General features: G+C 56.5%; 26 protein-coding genes and 1 pseudogene. 20 read left to right on the top strand and 7 right to left on the bottom strand.

From position 1 onward, the window contains the following. Positions 1-19: 19 nt before the first annotated feature. A complete protein-coding gene (locus BJG93_RS08120) occupies positions 20-1,087 on the bottom strand; it encodes a porin (RefSeq protein WP_082194638.1) in 1,068 nt (355 codons plus the stop codon). 894 nt (positions 1,088-1,981) lie between these two features. On the opposite strand from BJG93_RS08120, the gene BJG93_RS08115 reads away from it, so the two are divergent. The 6 genes and pseudogenes from BJG93_RS08115 (at position 1,982) to BJG93_RS08090 (ending at position 6,774) form a co-directional block, all read left to right on the top strand. Continuing rightward, entirely contained in the window at positions 1,982-2,452 is a 471-nt protein-coding gene (locus BJG93_RS08115; protein WP_027197791.1) for a hypothetical protein, read from the top strand. Between the two features lie 239 nt (positions 2,453-2,691). Then, a complete protein-coding gene (dctP, locus tag BJG93_RS08110; protein WP_082194637.1) occupies positions 2,692-3,753 on the top strand; it encodes a TRAP transporter substrate-binding protein DctP in 1,062 nt (353 codons plus the stop codon). Between the two features lie 8 nt (positions 3,754-3,761). After that, the gene (locus tag BJG93_RS08105) at positions 3,762-5,198 is read left to right on the top strand and encodes a DHA2 family efflux MFS transporter permease subunit (RefSeq protein ID WP_231337447.1); all 1,437 of its coding nucleotides are present in this window, start codon (positions 3,762-3,764) and stop codon (positions 5,196-5,198) included. 268 nt (positions 5,199-5,466) lie between these two features. Next, positions 5,467-5,725, top strand: a pseudogene (locus BJG93_RS08100) (IS66 family transposase); the annotation flags it as partial. A 137-nt stretch (positions 5,726-5,862) separates the two neighbouring features. Continuing rightward, on the top strand, positions 5,863-6,177 hold the full coding sequence (locus BJG93_RS08095) for a hypothetical protein (RefSeq protein ID WP_154671828.1): 315 nt from the start codon (positions 5,863-5,865) through the stop codon (positions 6,175-6,177). A gap of 333 nt (positions 6,178-6,510) precedes the next feature. Further along, positions 6,511-6,774 carry a DUF4148 domain-containing protein gene (locus BJG93_RS08090; RefSeq protein WP_082194636.1) on the top strand — a complete coding sequence of 88 codons (264 nt, stop codon included), beginning with the start codon at positions 6,511-6,513 and terminating at the stop codon, positions 6,772-6,774. A gap of 1,004 nt (positions 6,775-7,778) precedes the next feature. Here BJG93_RS08090 and BJG93_RS08085 read toward each other — a convergent pair. Continuing rightward, positions 7,779-8,891, bottom strand: a complete 1,113-nt coding sequence (locus BJG93_RS08085; RefSeq protein WP_027197786.1) for a porin — start codon at positions 8,889-8,891, stop codon at positions 7,779-7,781. Between the two features lie 375 nt (positions 8,892-9,266). On the opposite strand from BJG93_RS08085, the gene BJG93_RS08080 reads away from it, so the two are divergent. From BJG93_RS08080 to BJG93_RS08070, 3 genes are all read left to right on the top strand, one after another. After that, positions 9,267-9,797 (top strand): hypothetical protein, encoded by a 531-nt coding sequence (locus BJG93_RS08080; RefSeq protein ID WP_051374403.1) that lies wholly within the window; start codon positions 9,267-9,269, stop codon positions 9,795-9,797. 31 nt (positions 9,798-9,828) lie between these two features. Beyond that, complete coding sequence (locus tag BJG93_RS08075) at positions 9,829-10,350, top strand: DoxX family membrane protein (RefSeq protein ID WP_027197785.1); 522 nt, start codon at positions 9,829-9,831, stop codon at positions 10,348-10,350. Between the two features lie 334 nt (positions 10,351-10,684). Next, entirely contained in the window at positions 10,685-10,894 is a 210-nt protein-coding gene (locus tag BJG93_RS08070) for a hypothetical protein (protein ID WP_154671827.1), read from the top strand. Between the two features lie 106 nt (positions 10,895-11,000). Here BJG93_RS08070 and BJG93_RS08065 read toward each other — a convergent pair whose 3' ends face one another. Then, complete coding sequence (locus BJG93_RS08065; RefSeq protein WP_154671826.1) at positions 11,001-11,222, bottom strand: hypothetical protein; 222 nt, start codon at positions 11,220-11,222, stop codon at positions 11,001-11,003. A gap of 347 nt (positions 11,223-11,569) precedes the next feature. Between BJG93_RS08065 and BJG93_RS08060 the strand changes: the two genes are divergently transcribed. After that, complete coding sequence (locus BJG93_RS08060; protein ID WP_027197784.1) at positions 11,570-12,559, top strand: substrate-binding domain-containing protein; 990 nt, start codon at positions 11,570-11,572, stop codon at positions 12,557-12,559. A 7-nt stretch (positions 12,560-12,566) separates the two neighbouring features. On the opposite strand, the gene BJG93_RS08055 is transcribed toward BJG93_RS08060, so the two are convergent. The 3 genes from BJG93_RS08055 to BJG93_RS08045 all read right to left on the bottom strand — a co-directional run bounded on the left by BJG93_RS08055 (position 12,567) and on the right by BJG93_RS08045 (position 15,160). After that, positions 12,567-13,487, bottom strand: a complete 921-nt coding sequence (locus BJG93_RS08055) for a LysR family transcriptional regulator (RefSeq protein WP_051374402.1) — start codon at positions 13,485-13,487, stop codon at positions 12,567-12,569. Between the two features lie 359 nt (positions 13,488-13,846). Then, positions 13,847-14,329: a MarR family winged helix-turn-helix transcriptional regulator gene (locus tag BJG93_RS08050; RefSeq protein ID WP_051374401.1), complete on the bottom strand. Its 483-nt coding sequence runs from the start codon at positions 14,327-14,329 to the stop codon at positions 13,847-13,849. Positions 14,330-14,644: 315 nt separating this feature from the next. Then, positions 14,645-15,160 (bottom strand): hypothetical protein, encoded by a 516-nt coding sequence (locus tag BJG93_RS08045; protein ID WP_027197783.1) that lies wholly within the window; start codon positions 15,158-15,160, stop codon positions 14,645-14,647. Between the two features lie 796 nt (positions 15,161-15,956). Here BJG93_RS08045 and BJG93_RS08040 point away from each other — a divergent pair. The 8 genes from BJG93_RS08040 to BJG93_RS08005 all read left to right on the top strand — a co-directional run bounded on the left by BJG93_RS08040 (position 15,957) and on the right by BJG93_RS08005 (position 23,553). After that, positions 15,957-16,982, top strand: a complete 1,026-nt coding sequence (locus BJG93_RS08040; RefSeq protein WP_027197782.1) for a cupin domain-containing protein — start codon at positions 15,957-15,959, stop codon at positions 16,980-16,982. Positions 16,983-17,127: 145 nt separating this feature from the next. After that, a complete protein-coding gene (locus BJG93_RS08035) occupies positions 17,128-17,526 on the top strand; it encodes a MarR family winged helix-turn-helix transcriptional regulator (protein ID WP_162162792.1) in 399 nt (132 codons plus the stop codon). Then, positions 17,527-18,753 (top strand): NAD(P)/FAD-dependent oxidoreductase, encoded by a 1,227-nt coding sequence (locus BJG93_RS08030; RefSeq protein ID WP_027197781.1) that lies wholly within the window; start codon positions 17,527-17,529, stop codon positions 18,751-18,753. 10 nt (positions 18,754-18,763) lie between these two features. Continuing rightward, a complete protein-coding gene (locus BJG93_RS08025) occupies positions 18,764-19,093 on the top strand; it encodes a non-heme iron oxygenase ferredoxin subunit (RefSeq protein ID WP_027197780.1) in 330 nt (109 codons plus the stop codon). Further along, the gene (locus BJG93_RS08020) at positions 19,090-20,553 is read left to right on the top strand and encodes an aldehyde dehydrogenase family protein (protein ID WP_027197779.1); all 1,464 of its coding nucleotides are present in this window, start codon (positions 19,090-19,092) and stop codon (positions 20,551-20,553) included. Before BJG93_RS08025 ends, BJG93_RS08020 begins: the two co-directional genes overlap by 4 nt. An 11-nt stretch (positions 20,554-20,564) precedes the next feature. Further along, positions 20,565-21,023: an aromatic-ring-hydroxylating dioxygenase subunit beta gene (locus tag BJG93_RS08015; protein ID WP_027197778.1), complete on the top strand. Its 459-nt coding sequence runs from the start codon at positions 20,565-20,567 to the stop codon at positions 21,021-21,023. Positions 21,024-21,034: 11 nt separating this feature from the next. Then, complete coding sequence (locus tag BJG93_RS08010; protein ID WP_034479405.1) at positions 21,035-22,270, top strand: aromatic ring-hydroxylating oxygenase subunit alpha; 1,236 nt, start codon at positions 21,035-21,037, stop codon at positions 22,268-22,270. Between the two features lie 110 nt (positions 22,271-22,380). Then, positions 22,381-23,553, top strand: coding sequence for an ABC transporter substrate-binding protein (locus BJG93_RS08005; protein ID WP_051374470.1), 1,173 nt, complete (start codon positions 22,381-22,383; stop codon positions 23,551-23,553). 20 nt (positions 23,554-23,573) lie between these two features. On the opposite strand, the gene BJG93_RS36405 is transcribed toward BJG93_RS08005, so the two are convergent. Further along, complete coding sequence (locus BJG93_RS36405) at positions 23,574-24,020, bottom strand: hypothetical protein (protein ID WP_407675293.1); 447 nt, start codon at positions 24,018-24,020, stop codon at positions 23,574-23,576. Between BJG93_RS36405 and BJG93_RS08000 the strand changes: the two genes are divergently transcribed. Both BJG93_RS08000 and BJG93_RS07995 read left to right on the top strand, forming a co-directional pair. Beyond that, the gene (locus BJG93_RS08000; RefSeq protein WP_407675292.1) at positions 23,997-25,271 is read left to right on the top strand and encodes a UbiD family decarboxylase domain-containing protein; all 1,275 of its coding nucleotides are present in this window, start codon (positions 23,997-23,999) and stop codon (positions 25,269-25,271) included. The genes BJG93_RS36405 and BJG93_RS08000 overlap by 24 nt on opposite strands. After that, positions 25,268-25,849 carry a UbiX family flavin prenyltransferase gene (locus BJG93_RS07995; protein WP_027197776.1) on the top strand — a complete coding sequence of 194 codons (582 nt, stop codon included), beginning with the start codon at positions 25,268-25,270 and terminating at the stop codon, positions 25,847-25,849. Before BJG93_RS08000 ends, BJG93_RS07995 begins: the two co-directional genes overlap by 4 nt. Positions 25,850-25,888 lie beyond the last annotated feature (39 nt).

The following is a 25,888-nucleotide window of genomic DNA, read 5'->3' as shown; positions in this document are numbered from 1 at the left end:
CGCCCCGGGCTTCAGCAAATCAGAACTTATGCAGGATACCGACACGCAACACGAGCTGCTTGTTCGTCGTGGATGGCGATTCTCCATTTAGAACAGCGACCTGACCATCGCCGCCCGTTTGTTGATACACAAGCGTGGTGAAGAGTTGCGAGCGTTTCGACAGAAGATACGCCGATGACACAGCAAACACGTTCCACTTGTATTGGTCCATGGTCGAGTAAGAATAGGCGCCTTGGACGATGACGTCGGGCATGACGTTATAGCGACCGCCGACTTCGCAACTCGACATCGTTTCCGTGATGTTGTGGAACGCCATTTTCGTCTGCGTGAACGTCGCCGTGACCTTGAGGTCTCGGGTCCGATACATCGCGCCGACACCCAATATATTGCTGTGATCGAGGAGGAAACTTCGCGCCGAAAAATTCTGGCCGAACATGCGATGAACCCCGATGTCAGTCGCCGGGTTAATCGTCGTGCCGTTGATGCTCTGATAACTGAGGTACAGGTTATACGGACCGTTGGAGTAGACGAGGTTGCCGCCGACACCCCGGCCCGTGTTCGTCGTCCCGGAGTCGGGCGAGCCGAAACTGTAGAACAGCATCGCGCGCGTGTTGGCAATCGGCTCGCTTTGGTACTTGATCGTATTGTTCAGCGTCAGACCGGTACCGCGGTCGTAATTGCCGGCGTGCGCCGCCGTCGTCGAGTTGTCGATCGCCGTGGTGAACGGCACGATACCGTAAGCGGCGTCATACTGCTTGCCCAACGTGAGCACACCGTATTTCTTGTCCGACAGGCCAACCCAGGTTTGACGCGTGTACGAACCGCCAGTATTCAACTGGATACCAGTTTCATATCGGAAAACTGCCGACAGACCGCCGCCCAGATCTTCTGTTCCGATCATCCCCCACATGTTCGGCCAACGCTTTTGGCTGGCTAGTGACCAAAGCGAGTGCCCATTGGAGTTGGAGTTGTAGCTCAGGCTGTCATCGACGATGCCGTACAAGGTTACGCTGGATTGGGCATAAACCCAGTTGGTGCCCGCGAGTAAAGCGACTGCGCATAGCACGCTGTACCTGGCCTTTTTCACAAGATAGCCTCCTGATCGTTTTAATTTTGACGCTTGTCAGAAGGGCAGGAGTGCAGAACGACACTTCGCGGCTTGCGGGATCGAACATGTTCGCTACCACATCGAAAACACATCGAATCCGCAAGTAGCCTGCTTCTGATCACCGCAGACACACTCGATAGCTAGCTCTTTATGCCGGTAATATCGCAGGCGAGAAGATATACCATCCACGCACGGCCCGGCCCTCAAGGTTTAACCTGGTTAACATTCCCGATGAGTATTGGAATTTGAGCGAATTCTTTCGCTAGACCTGCGCCTGCCTCCCGGAATGAGCTGTCGGAATCAGAATGCGGGTTTTCCCTGCGTCCGCGCGACGCGACGATATACTATACTTTAGATAGGCTAAATTGAATACAAAAGCCGGCGGGGCGGTTCTTTCGTCGTTGAGCCCGCGGGGAGTATGTTTGGTTCGCCACGGGAACTCTGCTTGAGCAGCACACTGCGACTCGAGTAAGCGCCTGGTTCGACAGTTTGCATGGATGTGGGGCGTTGCACTTCTGGGGTCTTGTTCATCGTGCAGATCGCTCACGAGTTCCACTTCGGCCCGCATTGGCACTGGTACGCGGACACAGGCAAGCTCCGGCATGAAATCTTCGGCGGGGTTCATGGACGAGGGCTTCCGCAAAGGTGCCTGTACATGATGGTGTGGCACACCAGGTACTGCTTCCTGATGGTGATGTTCAAGCCGGTGATCGGCCGTATCGTCGACTGGAAGGCGTTGTCGAGCATTTGCTGGCCGGACGTCGCGTAAGTGTGTAAGTCGGATATACGAAATTGCAGCTGATTACCCCAAGTGAGGGTTGGCTGCCTCGCATAGGTGACGTAGTCTTTTTATCTGTATCAAAGGAAAGTACGATGAAGATGGCACATGAATCACCGTGGAAGTACCTAGTCATGTGGGGGAGGTTGTATTTCGCGTTCCACTATCTTGAGTCAGGACTTTATTACGTAATTTTTAGATACGTGCCGGATTTCAGCCACGCCGGCAAAGTTGGTGCGTATATCGGTGCGATGGCGGACGTCGGGTTCTATCAAATGATCAAGTACGTTGAGGTCATACTCGGTACGTCGCTGCTACTCGATATAGGCGTGCCGCTTGCGCTGATCGTCATGGCGGGTATCAGTACGACGATCGTCTTTCTGAATCTCTTCGTCTCGCCTGATCCGCGTGAATTGTTCACCGGCCTTCAGGAGTTGTTCCTGAACGGCGCACTTTTGCTGGCATACGGTGGATACTATGCAAATTTTTGCCGCATAAAGGCGCAGCCGTTTTGGTTTTGGGACGGGATGAAACGCGAAGGACTTGAGCCGAGGGGTGAGTCGTGAAGAGGGATTTCGTCGTCGTTTTTATGGTTGTAGTGGCGGTCACGCTGATTGTAATTTCCACTTCGACAGTTTTCTTCGCCCGTCATCTACGTCTTTATGATTATGGTCCGCCTTTGGGCGCCGGGATCATTGTTTTGGCGATGATGGTCCGGGCCGCGGTATCAAGGCGATAGAAAGATTGACGCGCCGTCCACAGCGCACCGTACCTTCACTTCACCGTCTTGAAGGACGCTGGAAACATGACGAAGCGATTTACACGTTTCAAGTCGATATGGTCGCTGAACCATATTTGCAATCACATTACCGGGGCGCTGCTCGGAGCGCTTTTGACTGCACAGCCGATATGGGTACGTGCACAGCCCCTGCAAACGCTTACGATCATGGAATATCGGTCGCCCCTGAATTCGGATCAACCGACAGTGCGCGGCATGATCCGGTTCGCGGAACTCGTCAACGAAGAGTCCAACGGACGCCTGGCAGTGACAGTAAGTCGAGCAACGGTTCCTGGATCGCCCGAAGACCAGATCAAGGCGTTGCAAAAGGCGGGACCTGGTGCTCCCGATATGATGCTGCTGGTTACGCCGGCGCTGCGTCATCTCGAACGCGAATTCGAAATCATGGACCTTCCGTTCGTGGTAAATAGCGATCGCCAGGCGCATGAACTGCTGGACGGCCCCTTTGGCCGGGAATTGCTGTCGCGTCTCCAGGGCCATGGACTGACGGGTCTCGCTTGGTGGGAAAACGGATTCCGGCAGATCACGACGTCGGGGCAGCCGTTCAAACACGCTGATGATCTGACTGACCGTCCGGTTCGTGTGATTCCGGAACCGGCGTTTGTGGAGACGTTCAAGGCCTTAGGTGCCAAGGTCGTTGGTCTTCCGTATCCCGATCTATATCCGGCTCTGAAGTCGGGACGAGTGGAGGCGGAAGACAACTTTTACTCCCAAATCCTGGTTGGGCATCTGTATGACGTTCAGTCGAGCGTGACGGTGACGAATCATTCCTATAGCGCGATTGCAGTCGTTGCTAACTCCGCAATATGGCAAAAGTTGTCGGTTGGGGACCGGAATGTTCTGCAACTCGCAGCGGTGGAAGCAGGGCGCTATGAACGCGACCTGGTTCGAGAACAGGCCGAGGCAGATAGAGCCACACTTGCACATCATGGAATGATCGTTCAGAGCCTCTCGCCAAAGGAAATTGCAAGGATGGAATCCATGACGGAGCCCGTCAGAGAGCAATTCTTCCGGAACTATGATCCCATAATTCTCAATACCTACCGGCGTCAGGTAGCAAAGCGTTAGATAATTCGGTGAATGACGAAAATATAATCCTCGGGGCAAAGCAGGACGCCAAAGCGGCATCGCCCCCTCGGCAGACGCGACTGATTCCTATGATCGTCGCTGTGCCGATGTTTTTGCAGGCAATCGATACGTCGATATTGGGCACGGCACTTCAATCGATTGCTACGTCGTTGAACGTCGAGATACTGCACCTCAACTTCGCCATCACCGCGTATCTTTTAAGTTTGGCGCTGTTTCTGCCCGCGAGCGGTTGGCTCACGGATCGCTTCGGTACCCGCCGTGTTTTCTGTTCGGCAGTTGCGATATTCTCGGTGGCGTCGGCACTGTGCGGAGCCGCAACTTCTATCACTCAAATAGTTCTGTTCCGGGTATTGCAGGGCCTTGGCGGCGCAATGATGGTGCCGGTCGGCCGGTTGATTCTCTTGCGCAGCATTCCGCCTGCACATTTGGTAATGGCGATGGTCTGGTTTACTGTGCCTGGGACCATCGGTCGTGTCTTGGGACCGCTCCTCGGAGGCTTCATCGTCACGCTGGCGTCATGGCGCTGGATATTCCTGCTCAACATCCCTTTCGGCGTACTGGGGATCTTGTTGTCACTAAAGTTTGTGCCGGATTCGCGGTCAGAAAAAAGCGAACCGTTTGATGTCACCGGCTTTGTTTTGATGGCGATCGGACTTTCTGGAGTGGTCTGCGGCCTGGAAACTATCGGGCACAATTTTGTTTCTCTGAGCGCTACAATTTTTGTTACAAGTATTGGTATCGTGGCATCAATCGCCTATTGGATCTATAGTCGAGATCGTGCTGACGTGATCATTCCGCCCAGCCTGTTCCGATATAAAGCATTCAGTATCACAAATATCGGCGGTATGCCATTAAGAATAGCGGTTGGATCGTCTCCGATTTTCGTTCCGCTGCTTTTGCAAATCGGCTTGGGATTCACGCCTATTCAGGCCGGATTGACGAGTGCCTGGCTTTCGGTTGGAGCCTTTGGAATTCGGCCAATTATGCGACGGGCGATTAATAGATTCGGATTCAAACCTCTTATGATTGCAGCGACGGTACTGTCAGGTGCCGCATTTGCTGCTTATGGTTTGTTCTCGCCCGGAACGTCGATCTATTTCATATGCGCGGTGCTCTTCGCGGCTGGCATCTTCAATTCGCTTGGAATGATCACGATGAATACGGTCGGATATTCCGGCGTTCCGAAGGCCATCATGAGCAAAGCAACTGCACTTTCAACTATGATGCAGCAGACGTCGATGAGTATCGGTGTCGCACTATGCGCTTCCTGCCTGACGTTTAGTGCGCGGGCTCACGGACATAGTGCGGAGCATTTGACGATGAGCGATTTTCCGATGATGTTCTTTATCGTCGGGGCGTTGAGTTGTCTGTCAATGCCTGCGTTCCTCCGTCTTCCGAACGATGAAGGTGCCGAGCTGCGGTAAGTGATCTCGGTTAAAACGATGAGCGCCGGATGCGCACCCGCAGTCAGCGACAATTTCGGGCGGAGTTTAGCTAGCCATTATGATGGCCACGATCGTGATGTGCGCTTCGCACGCTTCACATTCGGCCCGATCTGCTTGTCGACTAGACTTTGCGGACGATACCGTCGGGCCTAACCGTTAAGAGAAAAGCCCAGGCACTGAAGTGAGCCCGGAGAACCGGATGGTGCAAGGAGGCGGAATACCGAAGGGCTGGGCGCGCTACATCGGAGGCGAGCTGTATGCAATTGAGCCCGCATCCGCGGCAAGCCACGGACGTGCGAAGACGTGTCTGTCAGGAGCAGGCGCGTCCGCTACTCGACGTCCTCGAGACCTGGCTGCGCTCGACATTGAGTCATATGTCGCAGAAAGCCGATACCGACAAAGCCATCAACTACGCGCTCAACCAGTGGCCCCCGCTTACAATGTACGTCGACGAGGGGATAGTCGAGATCGACAACCATGCCGCTGAACGCGCCCTGAGAGCGGTAGAGTAGGAAAGGAAAGGCGGATTCAACCGGTCGTCGCAATCTTTGCATGTTGGTGTTTATGGGGCGACCAGCGGGATGGATGCATAAGCTGACCCGGCGAGGGGCGATGCGCTGGTCAGGTGCACCGGCGCGTCGGCGTGAGATCGAACGGCGTCTCTGGAAGCAAATCGCAAGAGAAATTACAAAAGCGAAAGCAGAAGATCTGTTTTCACGGACTCAGTTTGACCTCGTTCGCCTTTCCGAATTGCAGGGGGATGAACGGTGCCGATCATCTCGCTGACGGTCATCGAGAAGCAGTATTGCCGGAATGCGAAACTGGCGAAGCAGATTTCAAGCGTCCCGACGTTTTCAATAACGTCGCACGTCGTGAAGAAGCGACGACGGTGCCCGACGTCCAAGCCGCCGCATTGAAGACGCGACGCGGGCTTCCCGCCCTTCACGTCCCTTTGTGATGGACGGCAGCCAGAAGAGTGCGCCGCGTATTCCTTTGACAATTGCGGCGTGGCTCGATGCTAGGCGATCCATCAAACGCCTCGGGCCGGCCATGGCCGCGAGGTCCAAATTCGCGCCTGGACGCAGGACTGCGGCGAAGCCGGCGGTCTGTCGAAGCTTGCTTCGGCGGCGCAGAAAGTAGGGCACCACGTCGGCGCGCCGCTTGCTGTAGCCACATTTCGAGGGTCTCGCCGGTACACATCAGGCAGAAGCAATGTCGTTTCGATCTGCCTTTTTTTTGTCAAGACAGCGCCTATACTCTCAGGGATATCCCCGATAAAAAAGGCCTTGCCATGACCTCTCTTCCGCGTATTACGCTCGGCGCCCTTGCCGCAGCGTGCTGCTTTGCGTCGGTTGCGGCGCTCGCCCAACCATACGATTCCACAGCGCCGCTGACACGCGTCCAGGTGCGCGCCGAGGTGATCGAATGGCAGCGGGCGGGCTACGATCAGTCCGACGATTGGTCCCACTACCCTGAAAGCGCGTTACGCGCAGGCGCCATCGTTGCAGAACGGCGTGCAGAGACTGCCACTCCTGCGGGTGGCGCGCGCCATTGACCGCGGCGATCCTCGACTGGAAAGACCGCTCGTGTGTGCCGCGCCCCGATAGTTGGATATTGATCCGACCTTTGGACGCAAAGTACAAAGAGCAGTTTCGGCGGCAGATAGTTCGGTGGTATCTGGAGCCGGGCGCGAGCACACGAACGTCGGCCGCGCGTTATGGCATGGGTGGCAGGGCGATCCGACCCGGGGGCGAGCTACCGGGAACATCGCCTGGCCGGCGACTGCACTAAGATCATTGGCCACGATGCCCGGTTTAGGCCGTCGGTGCTTTGCCTGCAGCAGCGCATCGAGCCTTTTCAGAGACGCTACTCCGAGGATGAGTGTCCGGTACGCGGACCTCAGAGTCGAGTTCCGGAACGTCTACGATCATCGCGGGCGCGTTACGGCGATGTGCATGTCATGGAGGCAATCCGGAAGGCCGGACAGTTGATCAAGTACCGCGCCGGTGGCCCGTCCAGAAGTGGGTTCCGATGTAGCCGGCTTCAAAGTCGACGGGCCAAAGCTTCTACCTGTCGCCGGTGATGGATTCATACAACGGAGAAATCGTTGCTTCCGGATGGATCAGCGACTCACCTACGAACTGGCCAGCGGATGTTGAAGAAGGCACAGACCTCACTGCCACGCAAGGAGTGGCCACTGCAGCGTTCAGACCAGTGCTGACACCGCTGCGCGTCAGCCTATCGTCAACTGCAGGAGCGCCGCAGCCACGTGCAAAGCATGTCCCGCAAGGGCAATCGCCTCGATAACGCGGCCATGGAAAGCCTCTTCGGCGCGCTCAGTCTGAATCCGCCGGGCTCGAGCGCTTTGCGCGCGCCGGTCAATTGCACGCGCGCTGGATAGATGCATCCACTACAACAACCACGAACGCGTCAGGAAAAATTAATGGCCTGATCCTATTCAGAAAAGGACTCAGGCCTTGATGGCCCGCCAGATTTTAACTGTCCGACTTCGTGGGGTCAGTTCGCTCGGCGGGTTTTCAATTGCAACAGCAACTACGCTCAGAAGCGCGTCGACATGCCCAGACCGATAGCTGTCACATTCGAGTGCTGACCGGTCGTAGCCAAGCCCCCCGGGGGGTAAATCGACTGACTTGCGATACCGCTATTCCAGAGCTTCTTGACGAAGCCATAGAACATAGTGGATTTCGAAAACGAGTAGGTGTAGCCGATAGCAGCGGAACGGATAAACCAGTCTCCGGCTTTAACCGGCGTCGTGATTTGTTTGCCGCTCGCAGTGAGATTCTGGTCGCTCAGCTCGCCATAGGAGACGCGGACCGTGCCGAAAGGGCTGGTCGGGACCGTGAAGCCAACCTGCCACCCCTTGTCAACGAAGCCTGGATCGTTGGTACGGATTTGGCCCGAGGCATACAATTCCATGAAATTCAGGTTGTAGCGGATGCCAAGGACATTTTCGTACGTATTGCGAGCCACGGCAGCTTGGTTCTGAAGGCTATGGCCGAAACCGTATTCCGTGATCAGGGGGCCGTTTTCATACCGCAGCGTCGCGAGTTCGAAGTGCCGCTGGTAGGCTTGAGCCGTCAGTGGATCGGACGGATCACCCCAAGAATAGGTTAGCGTGCCGGTCAAGCCGCGAAATGTCGGGCTCGTGTACTGAATCGAATTGTCCGACCGTGCCGGGTCTTGCAGCATGTTGAACAGCCACGGACGCGGATTCTCACCGCCGATCGAACCCAGCGGGGATCCCGGTGCGAGCAGCATCGGATCGAACGTGCCACCCCAATCGTAACCCATCGTCTGGAGGCGACCGGCGATCAACTCGCCGTACTGTGCGCTATGCAGGCCGACAAACGCACGACGACCAAACAGACGGCCGCTTTGGCCTGAGGTGCCGTTGTTGATATTGAAGCCACTTTCGAGGGTGAAGATTGCCGATAGACCGTTACCGAGATCTTCCTGGCCCCTCAAGCCCCAGCGCGAACCACCTGCACCACCGCTGTTCATGCTGATGACGTGCTGCCCATTGGAGTTGGCAAAATAACCCATGAACACATCGGCCACGCCATACAGTGTGACACTGCTCTGCTGCGCTTGAGCCATCATCGGCGCGAATGCTGCTGCGGCAATTGCGCCGCAGGTAATAAGTTTACGCACTGGAAAAGCCTCCAAAAATTGATATTGGTCGTAGGGCGGGCTGCCGACCCACCGTGACACGCCGAGACGTGGGGTGTACGAATTCAAAATGATATTCTTTGTTGCATAAGTTGTGTGGAAAAACACAAAAATCTTGCTTAAGGGTATCCACTAGATGACAGCCGCGAGATCCATTCGGCATGAATTTATTACTTAGCGTTCCAAAGTAATGTGCAAATAGGGACCATTTTTTAGGGTCGTAAGTCAAAATGGGGTTTTCCCCACGTTTACAAGGCGTCCTGCTTGCCTATAGCATTCGATATGCTAAATTGAATACAAAACGCGGACCGGGGCAGCGGGCCCAAGGTTACTATTGCAATGTGCCAAGGAGAAACGATGTCAAACATTCAGGGTGGTCTTTCGTCGCCCGAGTTCATCGCGCAAGCAGATGGATGGCTCGATAGTTGGACGGGACGCGTAGCAGCAATGCTTGTCGGATTCATTTTCGTCGGCTGGATTGCGCACGATCTCCATTCGGATCCACGTTGGAAGTGGCACGCAGGCACCGGCAAACTTCCCCATGAGGTCGTTCACGAATTTATGGACATGGCCTACGCGCAGGGCCATGGGAGCGAGGCCTACAAGGAATACTTCTCGGCTAAAGCGATCGATACCGCGCCCCAGACCGTCGATCACCGGGATGGCGAGCCGATCCCCGATCACGTGAAGAAGGTTATCGTTGAAGGCTTTGACGTCGCTGTCTACCACACGATTGGCGCCGCGCGCGGTCAGGCCGCGCAAGACGTCGTTGATGTATTCCAGCTCGACGGGTCGGGCTGGATCATTCGACGTGATCGTCTCACGGCTCCGGTGCAAGAACAGGCGGCGAACACTGAGGTTGCCGCGCAAAAGCAGGCCTCCAAATAAGCGGGTCGCAAACAAAACGGTGAAAGCATATATGTCTAACGATGATCGCAGGACGACGGCTCAACTCGTCGGCAAAATTATTCTGACCTTCTGTCGCCTGTATCTCGGCGGTTGGATGGTGGTGAGCGGCACCAGCTATTGGCGCACCGTACTCGGGATGGGACCAATCTTTCCGCAGCCGTTCGGCACGCTCCATGCGTCGAATGAATTGCTTGTCACGATGGTTCACACGCACTTCTTCCACATCGTGAAGACGCTCGAGATCTTGGGCGGCCTGTCTCTCGTGCTTGGCCTCTTCGTGCCGATCGGCCTACTGGTACTGTTGCCGGTGTCGTTTGTGGTCTGGTACAACGCAATCATCCTGAACCATCGTTTCGATAAGATGTTCACGCCGTACATGGGCGTCGGGTGTCTCTACATCAACCTGGTGCTGTTGGTCTGGTATATCCGCTACTACCTGCCGATGATGACGTTCAAGACGACGATTGGCCGCATCAGCGACTGGAAGAAGTTGTCCAAAATTTTCAAACCAGATGCTGCTGATCTGGTCTGAATTCGGATTTTGAAGTGAGGGTTTTAGCTACGCTGCTTCGGCAACGTAGCTCTTTTTCGTGTGAGTATCTCGCGATATTCCCGAACAAACGACACAAAGGTTGCTACGTCTTAATCGGTTTGTCATTCAGCCGAGTTGTAGCGACATTCGGGGTGCATTGTTTGCCATGCTGTTGATCGTGCAATAACGAAGTTCGGATTCAAGCCGATCATAGTCCTGTCCGCGTCTGCGCAGGCGATATCGGCGCAGCGTCGGAACTTGGGGCGACCTGGGGCGATTGCGGCATTCCTTCAAGTGTCTGACGAAGAGGGCGCACTCAGTTACGGTAAATGATATGAGCTATTCTTTTAAATCACAGTCCAACACACATCCCGGTTCAAATGACTACGGTCAAGACCTTGCAAATCACTTCAGTGGTTTCGATCCGGAATTTTACGACCGGCGCGTGGCCCATCAAGAAACTGAACTGCAGGAGACGCCGCGAGGTGAAGCGCGAGCAATCGAACAGGGCGTAAAGTTCACGCTCGCGCGTGACCAATGGTAAGCGCGCGATTTAGCACACCGAGTTCATAGGGGCATACGTAAGGCGACATGCAATACGGCAGCGCATCGATCGGCAAGGCGCTTGGAATGCGTCGGCCAGATCAAGCTCAACGAGCAGCTGCCAGATGGTTCGACCGTTCAAAGGTCGAAGTGGCGGGACGATTGTTGTTCCTGGTCAATGCCGATGCCAGGGAATGCCGGCAGGTTCGCCGCGAAAGATTGACACGCTCAGTTGCATTGTCCGCTACCTTGGTGAAGACCATGTCCATGCCATCGCGCCGAACATCCCTGATGCGTTCGCTCGAATCGTTGAGTGATTTAGGCTGCATGGTGCGACCTCCTGTTCACCATCGTGCCTCACATCGAGACCAGTCCAAAATGAATTGTTGTAGCAGCGGAAACAAAACGATATTGGTCGTCCCGCCCCGTTTCCGCTTTAATACGGTGCATTGAAGCGCCGTGATTCATAGACCGAGGCGTCGCCGACAGGGGTATTAAATACCTCGCGCCGCACTACGAGTAGGGGCAGGCTGCGCATGTCGAGATCCACAGACCATCCGGGCCCGGGCCTAAAACACCGAAAACGGTCTAGTGACGCCGCCTAGGCACTTCGCTACCCTGCGATGCGCAACGAAAGAGCATCGATGTCAACCTTGAACGGAGCAATGGCGACACTATGTCGAAGCTGAAACTAACGCTGGGCTGCTGGGATTACGACCGCACCCGCCCTCTGATGGATGGCACGGTCGCAATAGAAGGCGTGGATTTAAACTACCTGAATATGCCGGTGGAAGAGACGTTCTTTCGCATGTTGCGGCATCGCGAATTCGACGTTGCTGAAATGTCGCTGTCATCGTACACGGTATCGTTGGGCAAGGATCGTCCCTTCGTCGCCATTCCGGTTTTTCCGTCGCGATATTTCCGTCATTCGTGCATTTACGTCAACGCCAATGCTGATATCCGCGAAGCCAAAGATCTAATCGGCAAGCGCGTCGGAACGCCTGAATTTCAAATGACCGCGCCGGTGTGGATTCGCGGCACGTTGGCCGAATATTACGGCGTTCCGGTCGACAGCGTAACCTACGTGACTGGCGGCGAGGAAGAGCCAGGCCGCCCCGAAAAGATCAAGCTCGATCTGCCGCCTAACATCAAGATTGAGTCTATCGGCGGCACTCAGACCCTTTCGCGAATGCTGCTCGAAGGTGAGATCGACGCGCTGCACACCGCCCGGACGCCGTCTACATTCCTGACGCATCCGGACCGCGTCAAGCGGTTGTTTCCCGACTACGGCGAGCTCGAGCGCGACTACTTTCGCAAGACGGGTATTTTCCCCATCATGCATACGATCGTCATCCGCCGCGAAATCTACGAAGCCAACCGTTGGCTTGCTCAGTCGCTCTTCAAGGCTTTTGCACAGGCCCAACGGACGGCATACGAGAACCTGCGAGAAACCGCAGCGCTCAAGGTGATGCATCCGTGGTTGATGGCAACGCTTGAACAGGTGGAACAGGAAATGGGCTCGGATTTCTGGTCATACGGCTTTGAGAATAACCGCAATACGCTGGAGACCTTTCTGCGCTACCACCACGAGTGTGGTCTGTCCAGGCAGCGCTATGCTCCTGAGGACCTCTTCGCGCCAGAGACCTTGGAAGCCTTCAAGATCTGACGATTCGTCAGGCGACGTGGGACAACCCGGGCGTCGCCTGCAACGTATTTGCTAGCATGTTCCGCATCAAGGCCACCAACGCCGCCTCGTGGTGGCGTTGCGGTTGAGCAATAGCTTTGACCAGATGGAGGTTGCGCATCAGCGGCGGGTCGACGATGTGTCGTGCGACGAGCTTTCCTTGCTGAAGTTCTTCCCGTATGACTGCCGGCGGCAAGATAGCGGCGCCGAGGCCGAGCGCGACGAGGCGTTTGATGGCCGCCACCGATTGCACCTCAAACACGATGTCCGGCGTCATGCCGATCGCTTGTGCGGCGATTTCCAGCGTCCGGCGTACGGAGTCCCGGGGACCGGTCAGGATAAGCGGCCACCCAAGCAAATCCTCTGCGGAGATATGACCTTCCGCGGTAGCCTGGTCAGGCGCGACGACGAACAGCAGTTCCTCAGAAAGCAGATGAATGTAGTCCAATCCGGTTCGTTCGTCGGCGTCGAAAGCAAGGGCAAGGTCGAGTTCCCCTTTTTCCACTGCGTCGACGAGCGCATAGCTCAGGTTTTCGGTGAAGCTGACCGACAGGTCCGGGATACACTCCTTTGCTTTGACAATCAGGTCAGGGCTCATCACCGACATCACGCTCGGGGTCAGGCCTACACTGAGGTACTCGCGGGTTTTGCCAGCCAGCGCCGCCACATCGTATCGTGCCGACTCCACCAACCCCAGGATCTCTCGCGCGCGCTCGACAAGCAGCCGGCCGGCCTCGGAAGCTGCGACGCCCCGCGAATGCCGTATCAGCAACTCCACACCCAATTCCGTTTCGAGCTGCCGTATCTGCATGCCGAGCGCGGGCTGGGCGACATGCAACAGTTCCGCCGCGCGAGTGATGTTGCCCGCTTCAACGACTCTGATGAGGTAGTTCAACTGACGTAGGTTCATGTTGCAACTCCAACGCTGTGCACATCGAGAGCGAACGCCCAGTAAGGAATCCGCACGGGCAGTGTGGCCGGCTTCGAGATGCGGCGAGCGTCCAGAAAAGAGAGCCCGGCATGGGGAACCTCGCGCGATCGGCACTGAAAAGCACACACGAAGGTGAAGAACCAGAAGAGAGCATAATTTAACCGTCTCTGGTTTATGGAGCAATACTAACTGCGGTGAACTAGGTTCACATATCTACTTCGATGCCGGCCGGTAGCATGTATGCTATGGGTTCATTGCTGAATAATAGAAGTATCTCGATGGCTACGGTCAACACACCGACAGTGATATGCGCCTTTCCTACTCATTCATGTTCCGGTTTACAAACGCATTCGTTTCCGGGCATCATTCACGAGCTCACGAATAGCTGGGCTTTCCTGGGTTGAGTGCGCAAGCACCAGTTTGATCATTATCCGCATAAACTCTTGACGTTCACCTGATGTCAACGGAGCCAACAAGCGAACTTGAGACGCCTCGGCCCGCGCTACCAGACTATCAATGCGTTCTCGACCCGCTTCTGTAATGGAAATACTACTGACTCGGCGATCTTCAGTGCTTGCTTCCTTCGTTATCAGGTCTTCAGACTTGAGACGCTCTAGCACACGCATGATGCTTGTACGGTCTATATCGGTTGCCTGACATAAGGATATTTGGTCGATGCCGGGCCTATCCGCGATCACCTGAAGAGCGCCGAATTGAATCGACGTCATGTTGTAGCATTTTGTCTCTTCTGCAAACAGACGCACCGCCACCTGCTGAAGTCGGCGAATGAGTGCTCCAGGCTTTGTATAGGGGTTGAACATAGACAATTTAAATGGCTGATGAATGATTTCAAGGGAGCGACGCCGACGTCATTTTCAATGGCACTGTCAGCAGTCAGACCAAGTATGCTGCCTTGACCAGCTCCCACTTTCGGAATACTTCGCGACCAGTAAGCATGAAAATCGAGGCATCGCCCTTGCGCGCGGAATGCGAACCCCTCGTATTTTACGATAACGTCAAAATTTTTTTTCAGTCGATTTAATCGCGACGTCGTCCTTTGGATGACGCCGCGGCAACTGACAACACAGCCCACACGGTTTTGTCAGTTCGGCTCGAAGGCGCGGCGTGGCGCCTACTCACCGCCCAACTGCCTTCAACCATTCGATCTGCTGATTCCAGCGTTCTAAGGTCATCTCACGATCCCGCTCATCGAGCGTGAACGTGATGCCAGCGTCGAGCTGCGCGTAAGGCACGCGCTGCGCCTCACCCGACGCGACCACCGCCTCGAAGCAGGCGAGCCCGACGCCCTGCGCTCCAGTCGACTCGATCGGCATTGCATCGAGCTGCACCTGAAAAAACGCACCGTCGAATACGAAGGTCAGCGCCGCGCGTCCGCCTGCGGCGAGCGCGCGTGCCGCTCTCGCTTGCGCCCACAGCGCGAAGCGCAACGAACGGGGACCTGACGCGTACAGCTCACCGATGCCAAGCAGCGACGTCCCGAAACGCCCATCCTCGTGGCATGTGACGAGCGACGCCGCGAAGCCTGTCCGGGCTAGTAGTGCACGGCCGTCGAACCAGTCCAGCAGCGCTGGTGGCCACGCATCGAACTGCAGTCGATCGGCGCTGTGAGTCGCCGCGTTGGCATCACTCATCGTGTTCATTCCTTCGTCGGTGTCCTGTCGCTGAGGCGAGAAAAGTTGCGGGCGAAAAAAACAGCCCGTCCAACGAAAAAGGCCGCCGAATGGCGGACCAGCGTGGTGAGTATGCGCTGCTATTAGCAAAGAACTACCTGCTGAATGAGCTTGTCAACGGGTGACGCACGCGCGGCTGGATTCTCGCCGCAAGTCGAACGGCTTGAGTAGCAACTTCTCGCACATGTTGTGCGGACAGATTATGGCACGAGTCGGTTCACACGCTCGCAGTCATTTCACGGTCCCGGTTGGCGTCATGCATACGTTCCGGAGAGCGCATCGCTAGCACGCGCCGCAGCGCGGAGTCCGAAGCCTCGTTCCTGATCTCGGCCGTACTGCGCCTCGGCGCCCCGGGGCACCGCTGGGCGATACGAGCATTCGCCGATCGCGCTATAGAGCATCATTTTGCCCGTCTCTACGACGCACGACCACCGCTCGTTCGAGGTGTTCGAGAAGACGCGCGTGCTTCAAAACGGTGGCGCGTTAGCGATCGATTCACCGGCGAATTGAATGGCTTACGCCTTTGCGAATGCATGCATACGCTGCATTCCGAGGCTTGCTTCACCGCAGCGCGAGTCGGGAGCCGCCATGCCGGCCGTTTGCAGTGGGCCGGCTTGACGCACAGGCTCGGGCGCACCGGGGTTAGCACCGATCGGGTTTTCCTGATGATCATCAAGATTGACACTATGCTGACGAATATCTAGCATCTGTCAGCATGCTGATTAATTCCGCGGTAGACAAATTATCAGGAGACCCGATGAGAGTTAGCTCTAGTTCAGAGACGAACATGATCCCTGCTTCGCTGCGGGAAAAGATGGTCGATACGGATCTCGTCCCGTTGTGGGAAAGCCCCACGGCACACAAGCTGGATGTTCAGCGCGAGCAGGCTCACATCTGGCCGTGGAGTGCAACTCGACCGATCCTGACTGAGACAGCGCAGATTTCGTCGCCGAAGGTTGTCGAGCGACGCGTCCTCTCGATGGTCAATCCGTTCTCCAAAACGCCCGAAGACGAAGCAACGACCGGCACCATTAGTGCAACGCTGCAAACGCTTCTGGCCGGTGAAATAGCTCGCCCGCATCGCCATTCGATGAATGCCCTGCGGTTCGTGATGGAAGGCCACGGCGCATCCACTATCGTCGACGGCAAGGACTGTCCGATGGAACCAGGCGACCTGGTGTTGACGCCGGCATGGACGTGGCACTCGCATCACCATAATGGTCAAGGCGCAACGATCTGGATGGACGTCCTGGACGTGGACCTCCAGTTGTACTTGGGCACTGATGAATTTCAGCCAGGCCCGATCGTCGATCAGACTCCGCAAGTCGTGGACTCGTCGTTCGCCGTGGCCGGCATCGTGCCCGACTTGGATGCCACGGAGCGTCCATATTCGCCGGTCTTCCGTTATGCGTGGAAAGATGCAGTGACGGCCCTCTACGCGGCTCCGATAGGAGAGGACGGCTCTCGCCGAGTTCGTTACGTCAATCCGCTCAATGGCCAGGCCGTGATGGCGACGCTCGATTGCTATCTCACGGGTCTGATTGCGGGCCTGGCGACGCGGGAATTCAGGACGACGGCGAACACGGTGTGCTGTGTGGTCGCTGGCCAAGGCGTTAGCCAGATTGGTGACCGTCAAATCAAGTGGGGCGAGAAAGACGTTTTCACGATCCCGCAAAACACGTGGGTCACCCACACCTCAGGCGAGGGCGCACAGATTTTCATGGTCACCGACCGTGAAATCTATCGGAAACTCGGTCTTCTTAAGGAATCCTTCAAGGATTAGATCGCGGCCCCGCCCGAGCGCCAGCGCCAGGGCATACCGGCTTATCTCTTCTATGTTCAACCCGTTCACAAAGCCTGGGGCACTCATTCGCCGACTTCAGCAAGTCGCGGTGCGTCTGTTTGCAGAGGAGACGAAGCCCCACAACATGACGTCGATCCAGTTGGGTGCGCTTCAGATTATCGCTGATAGGCCCGGTATCGATCAAATCTCGCTATCACAGGCAACTGACGTAGATCGCACCAGCATTATGCGTGTGATCGAGCGTCTTAAATCGGAAGGCCTTGTAACGAAAGAGGCCAATGCCGAGGATCGGCGAGTCAGCAGTATTTCCATTACGGAGGCTGGTCGTGAGCGGATCGGCCAATTGATTGAAGGAGCAGATGCCTCCCAGGCATGCCTGCTGGCCCCGCTGACGCCGAATGAACGTCAGGAATTCATGCGGATGATGATGAAGCTCGTACTCGCACATTCAGCTACCGGAAGCCTCGCTGTTCGGGATCTTGCGATTGAAGCGAAGCAACTGTATCTGAAAACAGGGCCTTGAATGAGTAATTCGAAATCACACGTCGTCGTAGTGGGTGCAGGCCAGGCGGGCGCCGGCGTTGCAATGGCATTGCGCAATAATGGATTTCATGGCGCGATAACGCTGATCGGCGATGAACCGCATCCGCCCTACGAGCGACCACCCCTGTCGAAAGACGTTCTCCAAGGCCGCACAGCCGTCGAAAAGACGTGGATTCAGCCGATTTCCGTTTTCAATGAAAAAGAAATTGAAGTCCGCCTCGATATCCGGGTAACCGCGATTGACGCCGAACGTCGGGTGCTGACTTTGTCGGACCGAAGCCAGATCAGTTACGACAAACTCGTTCTAGCCACGGGTGCGCGGCCCCGCATGCTGACGCTTCCGGGCACAAACAATGATCGGATTCACGTCCTGCGCACCATCGACGACGCCCTACGCCTATCCGAACAGATGCGCACGGCTAAAAGCATTGCGGTCGTTGGAGGCGGTTTCATTGGACTGGAAGTTGCGGCCTCAGCCCGGGCAATGAGTGTCGCCGTCACCGTTCTGGAAGCTGCACCCCGTCTGATGGAACGTTCGCTTCCGGAATCCGTCGCGACGTTCCTGGCTGACGTTCATAAGGAAAACGGCGTCGCTATCGTGACCAACGCACGCTTGCGTGGCTTTGAACAGTCTGAATCCGGAGTGCGAGTACTGCTCGACGCCGATGATTTTCTGGACGTCGATTGCGTGGTTATGGGCGTCGGCGCAATTCCCAATACGGAAATTGCCGAAATCTGTGGGCTCGTAGTTCAAGACGGTATCGTGGTCGATGAATACGGTCGCACCAGCCACCCGGATATTTACGCTGCAGGCGACGTCACCCGGCACTTCAATCCGCTGCTTGATCGTCATATCCGGCTCGAGTCGTGGCAAAACGCACAGAATCAGGCGATCGCTGTGGCGAAGGCAATCACGGGCGAGCCCGAGGCATATGCCGAAGTTGCATGGCTGTGGAGTGATCAATACCACCTGAATATCCAAACGGCCGGCAATCCGGGCGACTGGAACGATTTTGTCTGGCGCGGAAAACCGGAAGACGGCAAGTTCACTGTGCTCGCGCTCGCGGACCGAAGAATTATTGGAGCGATCTGCATCAATAACGGGCGGGATATGAGATACGCCCGTCAGATGATCACCAATCGCGTGATCGTCGATCGAGAGAAATTGGCCGATCCGGCCACGCCACTCCAGTCCTTATCACGTTAAGCGAATCAATATGAGTGACATCACCAATGAGTTGGTAGCCCGTTCCGAGGAAATCGAGGAAGGTGGCATGCAGGGTTTCACTGTGCAAGGGCGTCCGATCGCCATCTATCGCGTTGACGGTCAACTCTACGCAACGGACAACATCTGTACGCACGGTCACGCGCTGATGACCGACGGTTATCTCGAAGACCGCGTAATCGAATGTCCGCTGCACGGCGGACGTTTTGACATTGCCACCGGAGAAGGCCTGGGCGCCCCGATTACCTGCGCTCTGGCATGCCACAAGGTGGAGGAGTCCGATGGCCAAATCCGCATTACTCTGAACGGAGACGACGCATGAGCGCGACGACTGAATTCGAATTGCCGACCAGGCGGGGGCTGTTCTTTGGTGGTGAGTGGCACGCGCCGCTCGGTGGTTCCGAAATGACGGTGAATCCAGCCACACAGGAAAGCCTTGGCACGGTCTCGGTCGCTAACAAGGAAGACGTCGATCTGGCGGTCAAGGCGGCACATGAAGCATTCAAGTCGTGGCGTCTGGTCAAGCCGATCGAGCGCGCCCGGCTGCTGCGCGAACTGGCTGCAAAGGTCAGGGATCGCGCTGACGAATTCGCGTGGCTCGACTCGCTCAATTGCGGTAACCCGATCAAGGAAATGGCGCGCGATGCAGTGATCGCTGCGGCACAGATCGAGTACTTCGCCGGGCTTGTTCACGAAACCAAGGGCGACACGGTACCGATGGGTGACGGCGTACTCAACTACACGCTGCGTGAGCCGCTTGGCGTCGTCGCGCGCATCGTAGCTTATAACCATCCGCTGATGTTCCTCGCCAGCAAGTTGGCACCCGTGGTGGCAGCAGGCAACACCGTGATCTTGAAGCCACCTGCTCAGGCGCCGCTGTCGGGCTACCTGCTGGCCGAACTCGTTTCCGAAGTGTTCCCTCCGGGCGTCATCAATATCATCAGCGGCGACCGTGAGTGCGGTGAAGCGCTGGTCGCGCACCCGCTGGTTCGGAAGGCGGCTCTCATCGGCTCGACCGCTACCGGCGCCGCGATCCTCAAGGGCGCGGCCGACAAAATCATGCCGGTGACGCTTGAACTCGGTGGTAAGAACCCGCTCGTGATTTGCGGCGACGCAAATCTCGACAAGGCAATCCAGGGCGCAGTGTCCGGCATGAACTTCCTGTGGGCCGGTCAATCGTGCGGCTCGACGTCGCGTCTGTTCGTTCATCGCAGTGTCTACGAACGCGTGTTGTCGTCGATGAAGCATCTGATCGTCGAGCAGCACAAGTGCGGCATGCCCACGGACCCGAAAACGACAATGGGCTGCCTGATCTCGAAGCCGCAATTCGACAAGGTCATGGGCTTCATCGAGTCGGCCAGGGCAGAAGGTGCACGTCTGATCTGCGGTGGCGGCCCCCCGGATGATCCCGCACTCGCAAAGGGCTGGTTCGTGGAGCCGACGGTGTTCGCCGACGTGACGCCTGAAATGCGTCTATTCCGCGAAGAAGTATTTGGGCCAGTGCTGGCAGTGATTCCATGGGATGACGAAGAAACGCTGCTCGAACAGATCAACTCGGTTGAATACGGCCTGACGGCTTCGATCTGGACGAAGGATCTGGCGCGGGCGCACCGTCTGGCCGGCCGCGTTGAATCCGGATTCGTCTGGATCAATTACGTCAGCTCGCACTTCATCGGTGCCGAATTCGGCGGCTACAAGAAATCCGGTATGGGCAGGGAAGAAGGGTTGTCGGAACTCCTGTCCTATACCCAGACCAAGAACGTGCACGTTTCGCTGACCTGATGAGCGACTTCATGATCGAAAAAGTTGATGATTTTTACGCCCAGCATGCCGAAATCATTTGTGATGACCGGCTCGAACAATGGCCGGAATTGTATGCCGACGAATGCGTCTACAAAATCATTTCGCGCGTCAACTACGAGCGTTCGCTGCCGGTCGGTGTGATCTTCGCAGAGAGCAAGGGAGCACTGATCGATCGGGTCACGGCCATTCGCAACACGATGGTGTTTTCCCCGCGCTACTTGACGCACCTGATTGGTAGCGTACGGATCGTCGGCGAAAAGGAGGGTGTGCTGGATACCCGCAGCCAGTTCGCGGTGTACCAGACCCTGGTGGACGGCACTCCCGAATTACAACTGCTGGGCCGCACGTTTGACCAGATCGACGCGAGCGGCGAGGCCTTGAAATTCAAGAGCCGCTTTGTTGTATTCGATAACGAACTGGTGCCCGGTTCGGTTGTGTATCCGGTGTAAGGAGAATTCAAATGACTAACTCCCGCCAATGGCCGACTGAGGATTGCACGCGCGTCCCGAATTGGGTCTACTCCGATCCCGAGAACTATCAGGACGAACTCGAAAAGATCTTCTACGGTCCGTTCTGGAGCTTCATCGGCCTCGAATGCGAGATTCCTAACGCCGGCGACATCAAGCGTGCCACGGTCGGCGAGCGCTCCGTGCTGATGACGCGTGACGAGGAGGGTGGCGTCAACGTCGTGCTCAACAGTTGCGCTCACCGAGCCGCAGAAGTCGTTCAGAAGAAATTCGACAACGACACTGCTCTCATGTGCCCGTATCACCAATGGACGTATGACTTGAAGGGAACCCTCACGGGCGTTCCTTTCCGTCGCGGACAAAAGGGTGCTGGTGGCTATCCGAAAGAGTTCGATCTGAAGCAACACGGCCTGCGCAAACTGCGTGTCGAGATCGTCAACGGTGCGGTGTTCGCCACCTTCGATGAGCGGGCACTGCCGATGAAGGAATATCTGGGCGAAGACGTCTACGCGCGCTTGACCCGTGTGTTCGATGGCCGGAAACTCAAGGTCATTGGCTATCAGCGTCAGCGCATCAAGGCGAACTGGAAACTTTATCCGGAAAACCTGAAGGACTCGTATCACGCGACGCTCCTGCATGTATTTCTCATCAGCTTCGGTCTCTATCGCATGGACCAGGATGGTCTCCTGTTCCACGACGAACGCACGCGTGCGAACAACGTCGTTGCATCGACGGCGACGGCGCGTGACAAGTTGACCGGCCAGCAAGAGATGATTTCGTTCAAGGACGGCTACCAACTGAACGATATGCGTCCCGTGACGCCGGTCAAAGAGTTCGACGACGACATCACGATCCAGAACCTCACGATGTTCCCCGCGCTAACCGTGCAGCAGCAACAGAATCTCCTTCAGACACGCAACGTGCTGCCGATGGGCCCCAACGAGTTCGAACTCGCGTGGACGTTCTTCGGCTACGAAGACGACACGGAAGAGATGACGCTTCGCCGCACGCGGCTGGCGAACCTCACGGGCTCCGCTGGCTATATCTCGGTGGATGACACGGAGGTCTTCGAGTTTTCGCGTAACGGCATGCTGCCCAACAACGACCGCGACTGCGTGATGGAGATGGGTGGCTACACAACCGAGACGCCGACGAAGGGCGATATGGTCTCCGAAGCAGCGATCCGAGGCTTCTATGAGTTCTATCGCAAGATCATGTACTCGGCGTAAGACCTCGTTGGGTCAATGCGAATCGGGTAAATGCTGATCAGTGTCACGTTGACACCTGACAGTGGTGACGCAACAATCGTTATCCTAAGTAAAGGAGTGAAGTCTTGAAGATGCTGCGTACAGTTTCGGTGATCGCTTCTTCCGTCGTGGCGTTCGCTTCTCAGCAAGCGATGTCCGAACAAACTCCGATCAAGATAGGGTTTGAAGCGGAGTTGTCGGGTCCGCAAGCGACGTTGGGTGAAGATCAATACGCCGGCTTCATGTTGCGCGTTCTGATGAACGGCGGAAAACTGGGTGGCGTTCCCGTTCAGGTTATCCGGGAGGATAGCCAGCTTAAGCCCGAGGTGGCAGCACAGGTCACGCAAAAACTGATCGAAAAGGACAACGTACCCATTATCACGGGCCTGACGTTTTCGCCGATGGCAGCTGCGGCAGTGAGGGTCGCGACGCCGCACAAGGTCTTTGTCGTTATCTCGAACGGAACGACGAACCCGATGGCAGGCGCGGAGTGCTCGCCGTACCAGTTCGTCACCTCGTGGCAACCGGAACTGCTGAGCGCGACGCTCGCCAAGTATGCGAACGACAAAGGCTACAAGCGCATCAGCCTGATGGCGCCGAATTACGTTTCGGGAAAGAACTTCCTGGCGACGTTCAAGCATGTCTTCAAGGGTCAAGTACCGGACGAGATCTACACGCCGCTCTCGCAGCAGGACTTCTCGGCTGAAATCCTTCAGGTTTCAGCGTCGAAGCCCGATGCGGTATTCGTTTTCTACCCGGGCGGATTGGGCATCAACTTCGTGCGTCAGTATCAACAAGCCGGTTTGGGCAAGACGACCCCGCTGCTCGCACTGGGCGCTGTCGATGGCAACAACCTCACGGCTCTGAAGGATGCTGCGTTAGGCGCGGTGACGAGCGGTGCATGGTCGCCGGATCTCGATAACGCAGCGAACAGGGAATTCGTCGCTGCCTTCGAGAAGCAGTATCACCGGGAACCGACGATGTTCGCTGCGCAAAGCTATGACGCAGCACAGCTGATCGACTCGGCCATTGCCAAGGTCAAGGGCAATATGGACGACAAGGAAGCGTTGGGCGCCGCACTGAAGGAGGCGAAGTTCGCGACCATTCGCGGCCACTTCTCGTTCGCGAAAAACCACTTCCCGAATGAAGATTACGACGTCCTGGAAGCCGTTAAGGACGGTAAGGGTGGTGTCACCCTCAAGTTGATCGCCGCGCCGATGCACGATCCGTCCGATCCTTTTGTCAGCGCTTGCGCGCTGAAGTAAGCCTCGACAGGTAAGCCGCCTTATCGGCTGACCTTCACCTGGAAATTTGGGAATCTACAATGTCTGATACGCCTACGCAGGAACGGAAAGATAATCCGCAGGATCTCCGTACCTACCTCGAAAAACTTGAACGGGCCGGCAAGTTGTTCCGAATCAGCCGTCCGATTTGCAAGGAGACGGAACTGATGCCACTGGTGAAGTGGCAGTTCCGGGGTCTGCCGGAATCGGAGCGACGCGGCTTTCTGTTCGAACACGTTGTCGATGCCAAGGGCAACAAGGTCAATGGCGGCGCCGCAGTAGGTATCTACGCGTCGTCGAAAGAAGTCTATGCCTTGGGCATGGGCTGCGACGTCAAGGACGTCAAACAACGCTGGCAGGAAGCACAGGCCGCACCGATCGCACCGCGAATCGTCGAATACGGTCCCGTGCAGGAAGAAGTGCACATGGGCGACGATCTGCTTGCGCATAGCGGTCTGGACGAGTTTGCACTTCCGATCTCTACGCCTGGCTTCGACGTCGGTCCCTACACGACGGCCTCGAATTGGGTCACAAAGGACCCGGAGACCGGCTGGCTGAACGTCGGCAACTACCGTGGCCAGATCAAGGGACCAGATCGCATGGGTGTGCTGCTCGGCCACCTGAATCACGGTTCGATCCACTGGCACGCCTACCGGAAGCTGGGTAAGGTCATGCCCGCCGCATTGGTTATCGGCGGCCCGCCTGCACTGACTTACGCGGCAGGCACCCGTTTGCCGTATGGCGTAGAGGAATACGCGGTCGCCGGTAGCCTGATCGGTGAGCCGCTCGATCTCGTGCGCTGCAAGACCGTCGATTTGCAGGTTCCGGCTAACGCCGAACTCGTCATCGAGGGCTACTTCCTCACGGACTGCATGGAGCCTGAGGCGCCGTTTGGCGAATACACCGGCTACATGGGCGAGCGCGAATACAACGCGGTGTTCCAGGTGACGGCAATCACGCACCGCAGTAATCCGGTGTTTACGAACATCACGAGCCAGATGCCTCCTAGCGAGAGCAGCATGCTCAAGAAGGTCGGTCAGGACAATACGTATCTGTTCCACCTTCGCAATCACTGTGGCATCCCGCAGGTCGTGGACGTCGCCTTCCACCAGATCGCGCTGGATTACTGGTGTGTCGTCAAGATGAAGCCATGTGATCCTGCGGTGGCATGGCAAGCGCTCTATGCACTGCCGGGGCGCCACAACCACGTGGGCAAATTCGCAATCGCGGTTGACGAGGACATCGATCCGAACGACCTCGAATCCGTAATTTGGGCGATGTGCTATCGCACGCAGCCGCATAAGGACTTCGTGACCTTGCCTGAGCGATGCATGGGTCTCGATCCGTCTGCGGAACGTCGGTATGCGACCCGTGACGGTCATTCGAACGAGCTGCTCTACGGTTCGATGATGCTTGTCAACGCCATGCGCAAGAAGAACATGGCGCCGGTTTCGCTGCCCGCGCGTCCGTTCATGGAAAACGCAAAGGCAATCTGGGAAGAACTCGGATTGCCTTCGCTGACGCCGCGAATGCCCTGGTTCGGCTATGAGCTTGGCCTGCGCTCGGAACGTGATCGTGAAGAAGCGCAGTGGGCCGTCGAGGGTAATTATCACAAGGTGGGTGAACGCGCGCTGGCCAAGCGTCTGCCGATCGGTGACGATGGTCGGCCAGATGAAAATGCCATCAAGGAAATGGAGTGAAACGGCGCCTTATTATCGGAATCTCGGGAGCGTCGGGTGCCATTTACGGCATCCGCGCTTTGGAGGCTCTGCGCGAGAGCCCGGACGTCGAAAGCCATCTGGTTATGTCTCCTTCGGCGTCCCGTACCATCGCCGAAGAGACTAACTGGACGGTAAAGGACGTAAAGGCTCTCGCCAGTGTTGTCTACAACTACGCTGACATCGGGGACGCGATCGCCAGCGGTTCATTTCGCACCGCCGGTATGTTGGTCGCACCGTGTTCTATCAAGAGTCTATCAAGCATCGCTAATTGCTTTGGAGACAACCTGTTGACGCGAGCGGCTGATGTCTGCCTGAAGGAGCGGCGACCGCTCGTTCTGATGGTTCGGGAGACGCCCTTGCATGCCGGGCATATCGACATTATGCAAAGGGCCGCAAATAGTGGCGCGATCATAATGCCGCCCGTGCCTGCGTTCTACTCTCGTCCAGCAACGATAGACGAGATGGTGAATCACACCGTTGGTCGGGCGCTCGATCTGTTCGACATCGATACCGGTCTGATCAAACGATGGACAGGAAAATCTCAGAGCACGCAGTGACAGCCCGGATGCACACGAAACAAAAAAATTGATTCAATC

Origin of the sequence: Paraburkholderia sprentiae WSM5005 (assembly GCF_001865575.2) — a bacterium.
Taxonomy (GTDB): domain Bacteria; phylum Pseudomonadota; class Gammaproteobacteria; order Burkholderiales; family Burkholderiaceae; genus Paraburkholderia; species Paraburkholderia sprentiae.
The sequence above is the reverse complement of the archived record's forward strand: the minus strand, read 5'-3'. Positions and strand labels throughout refer to the sequence as shown.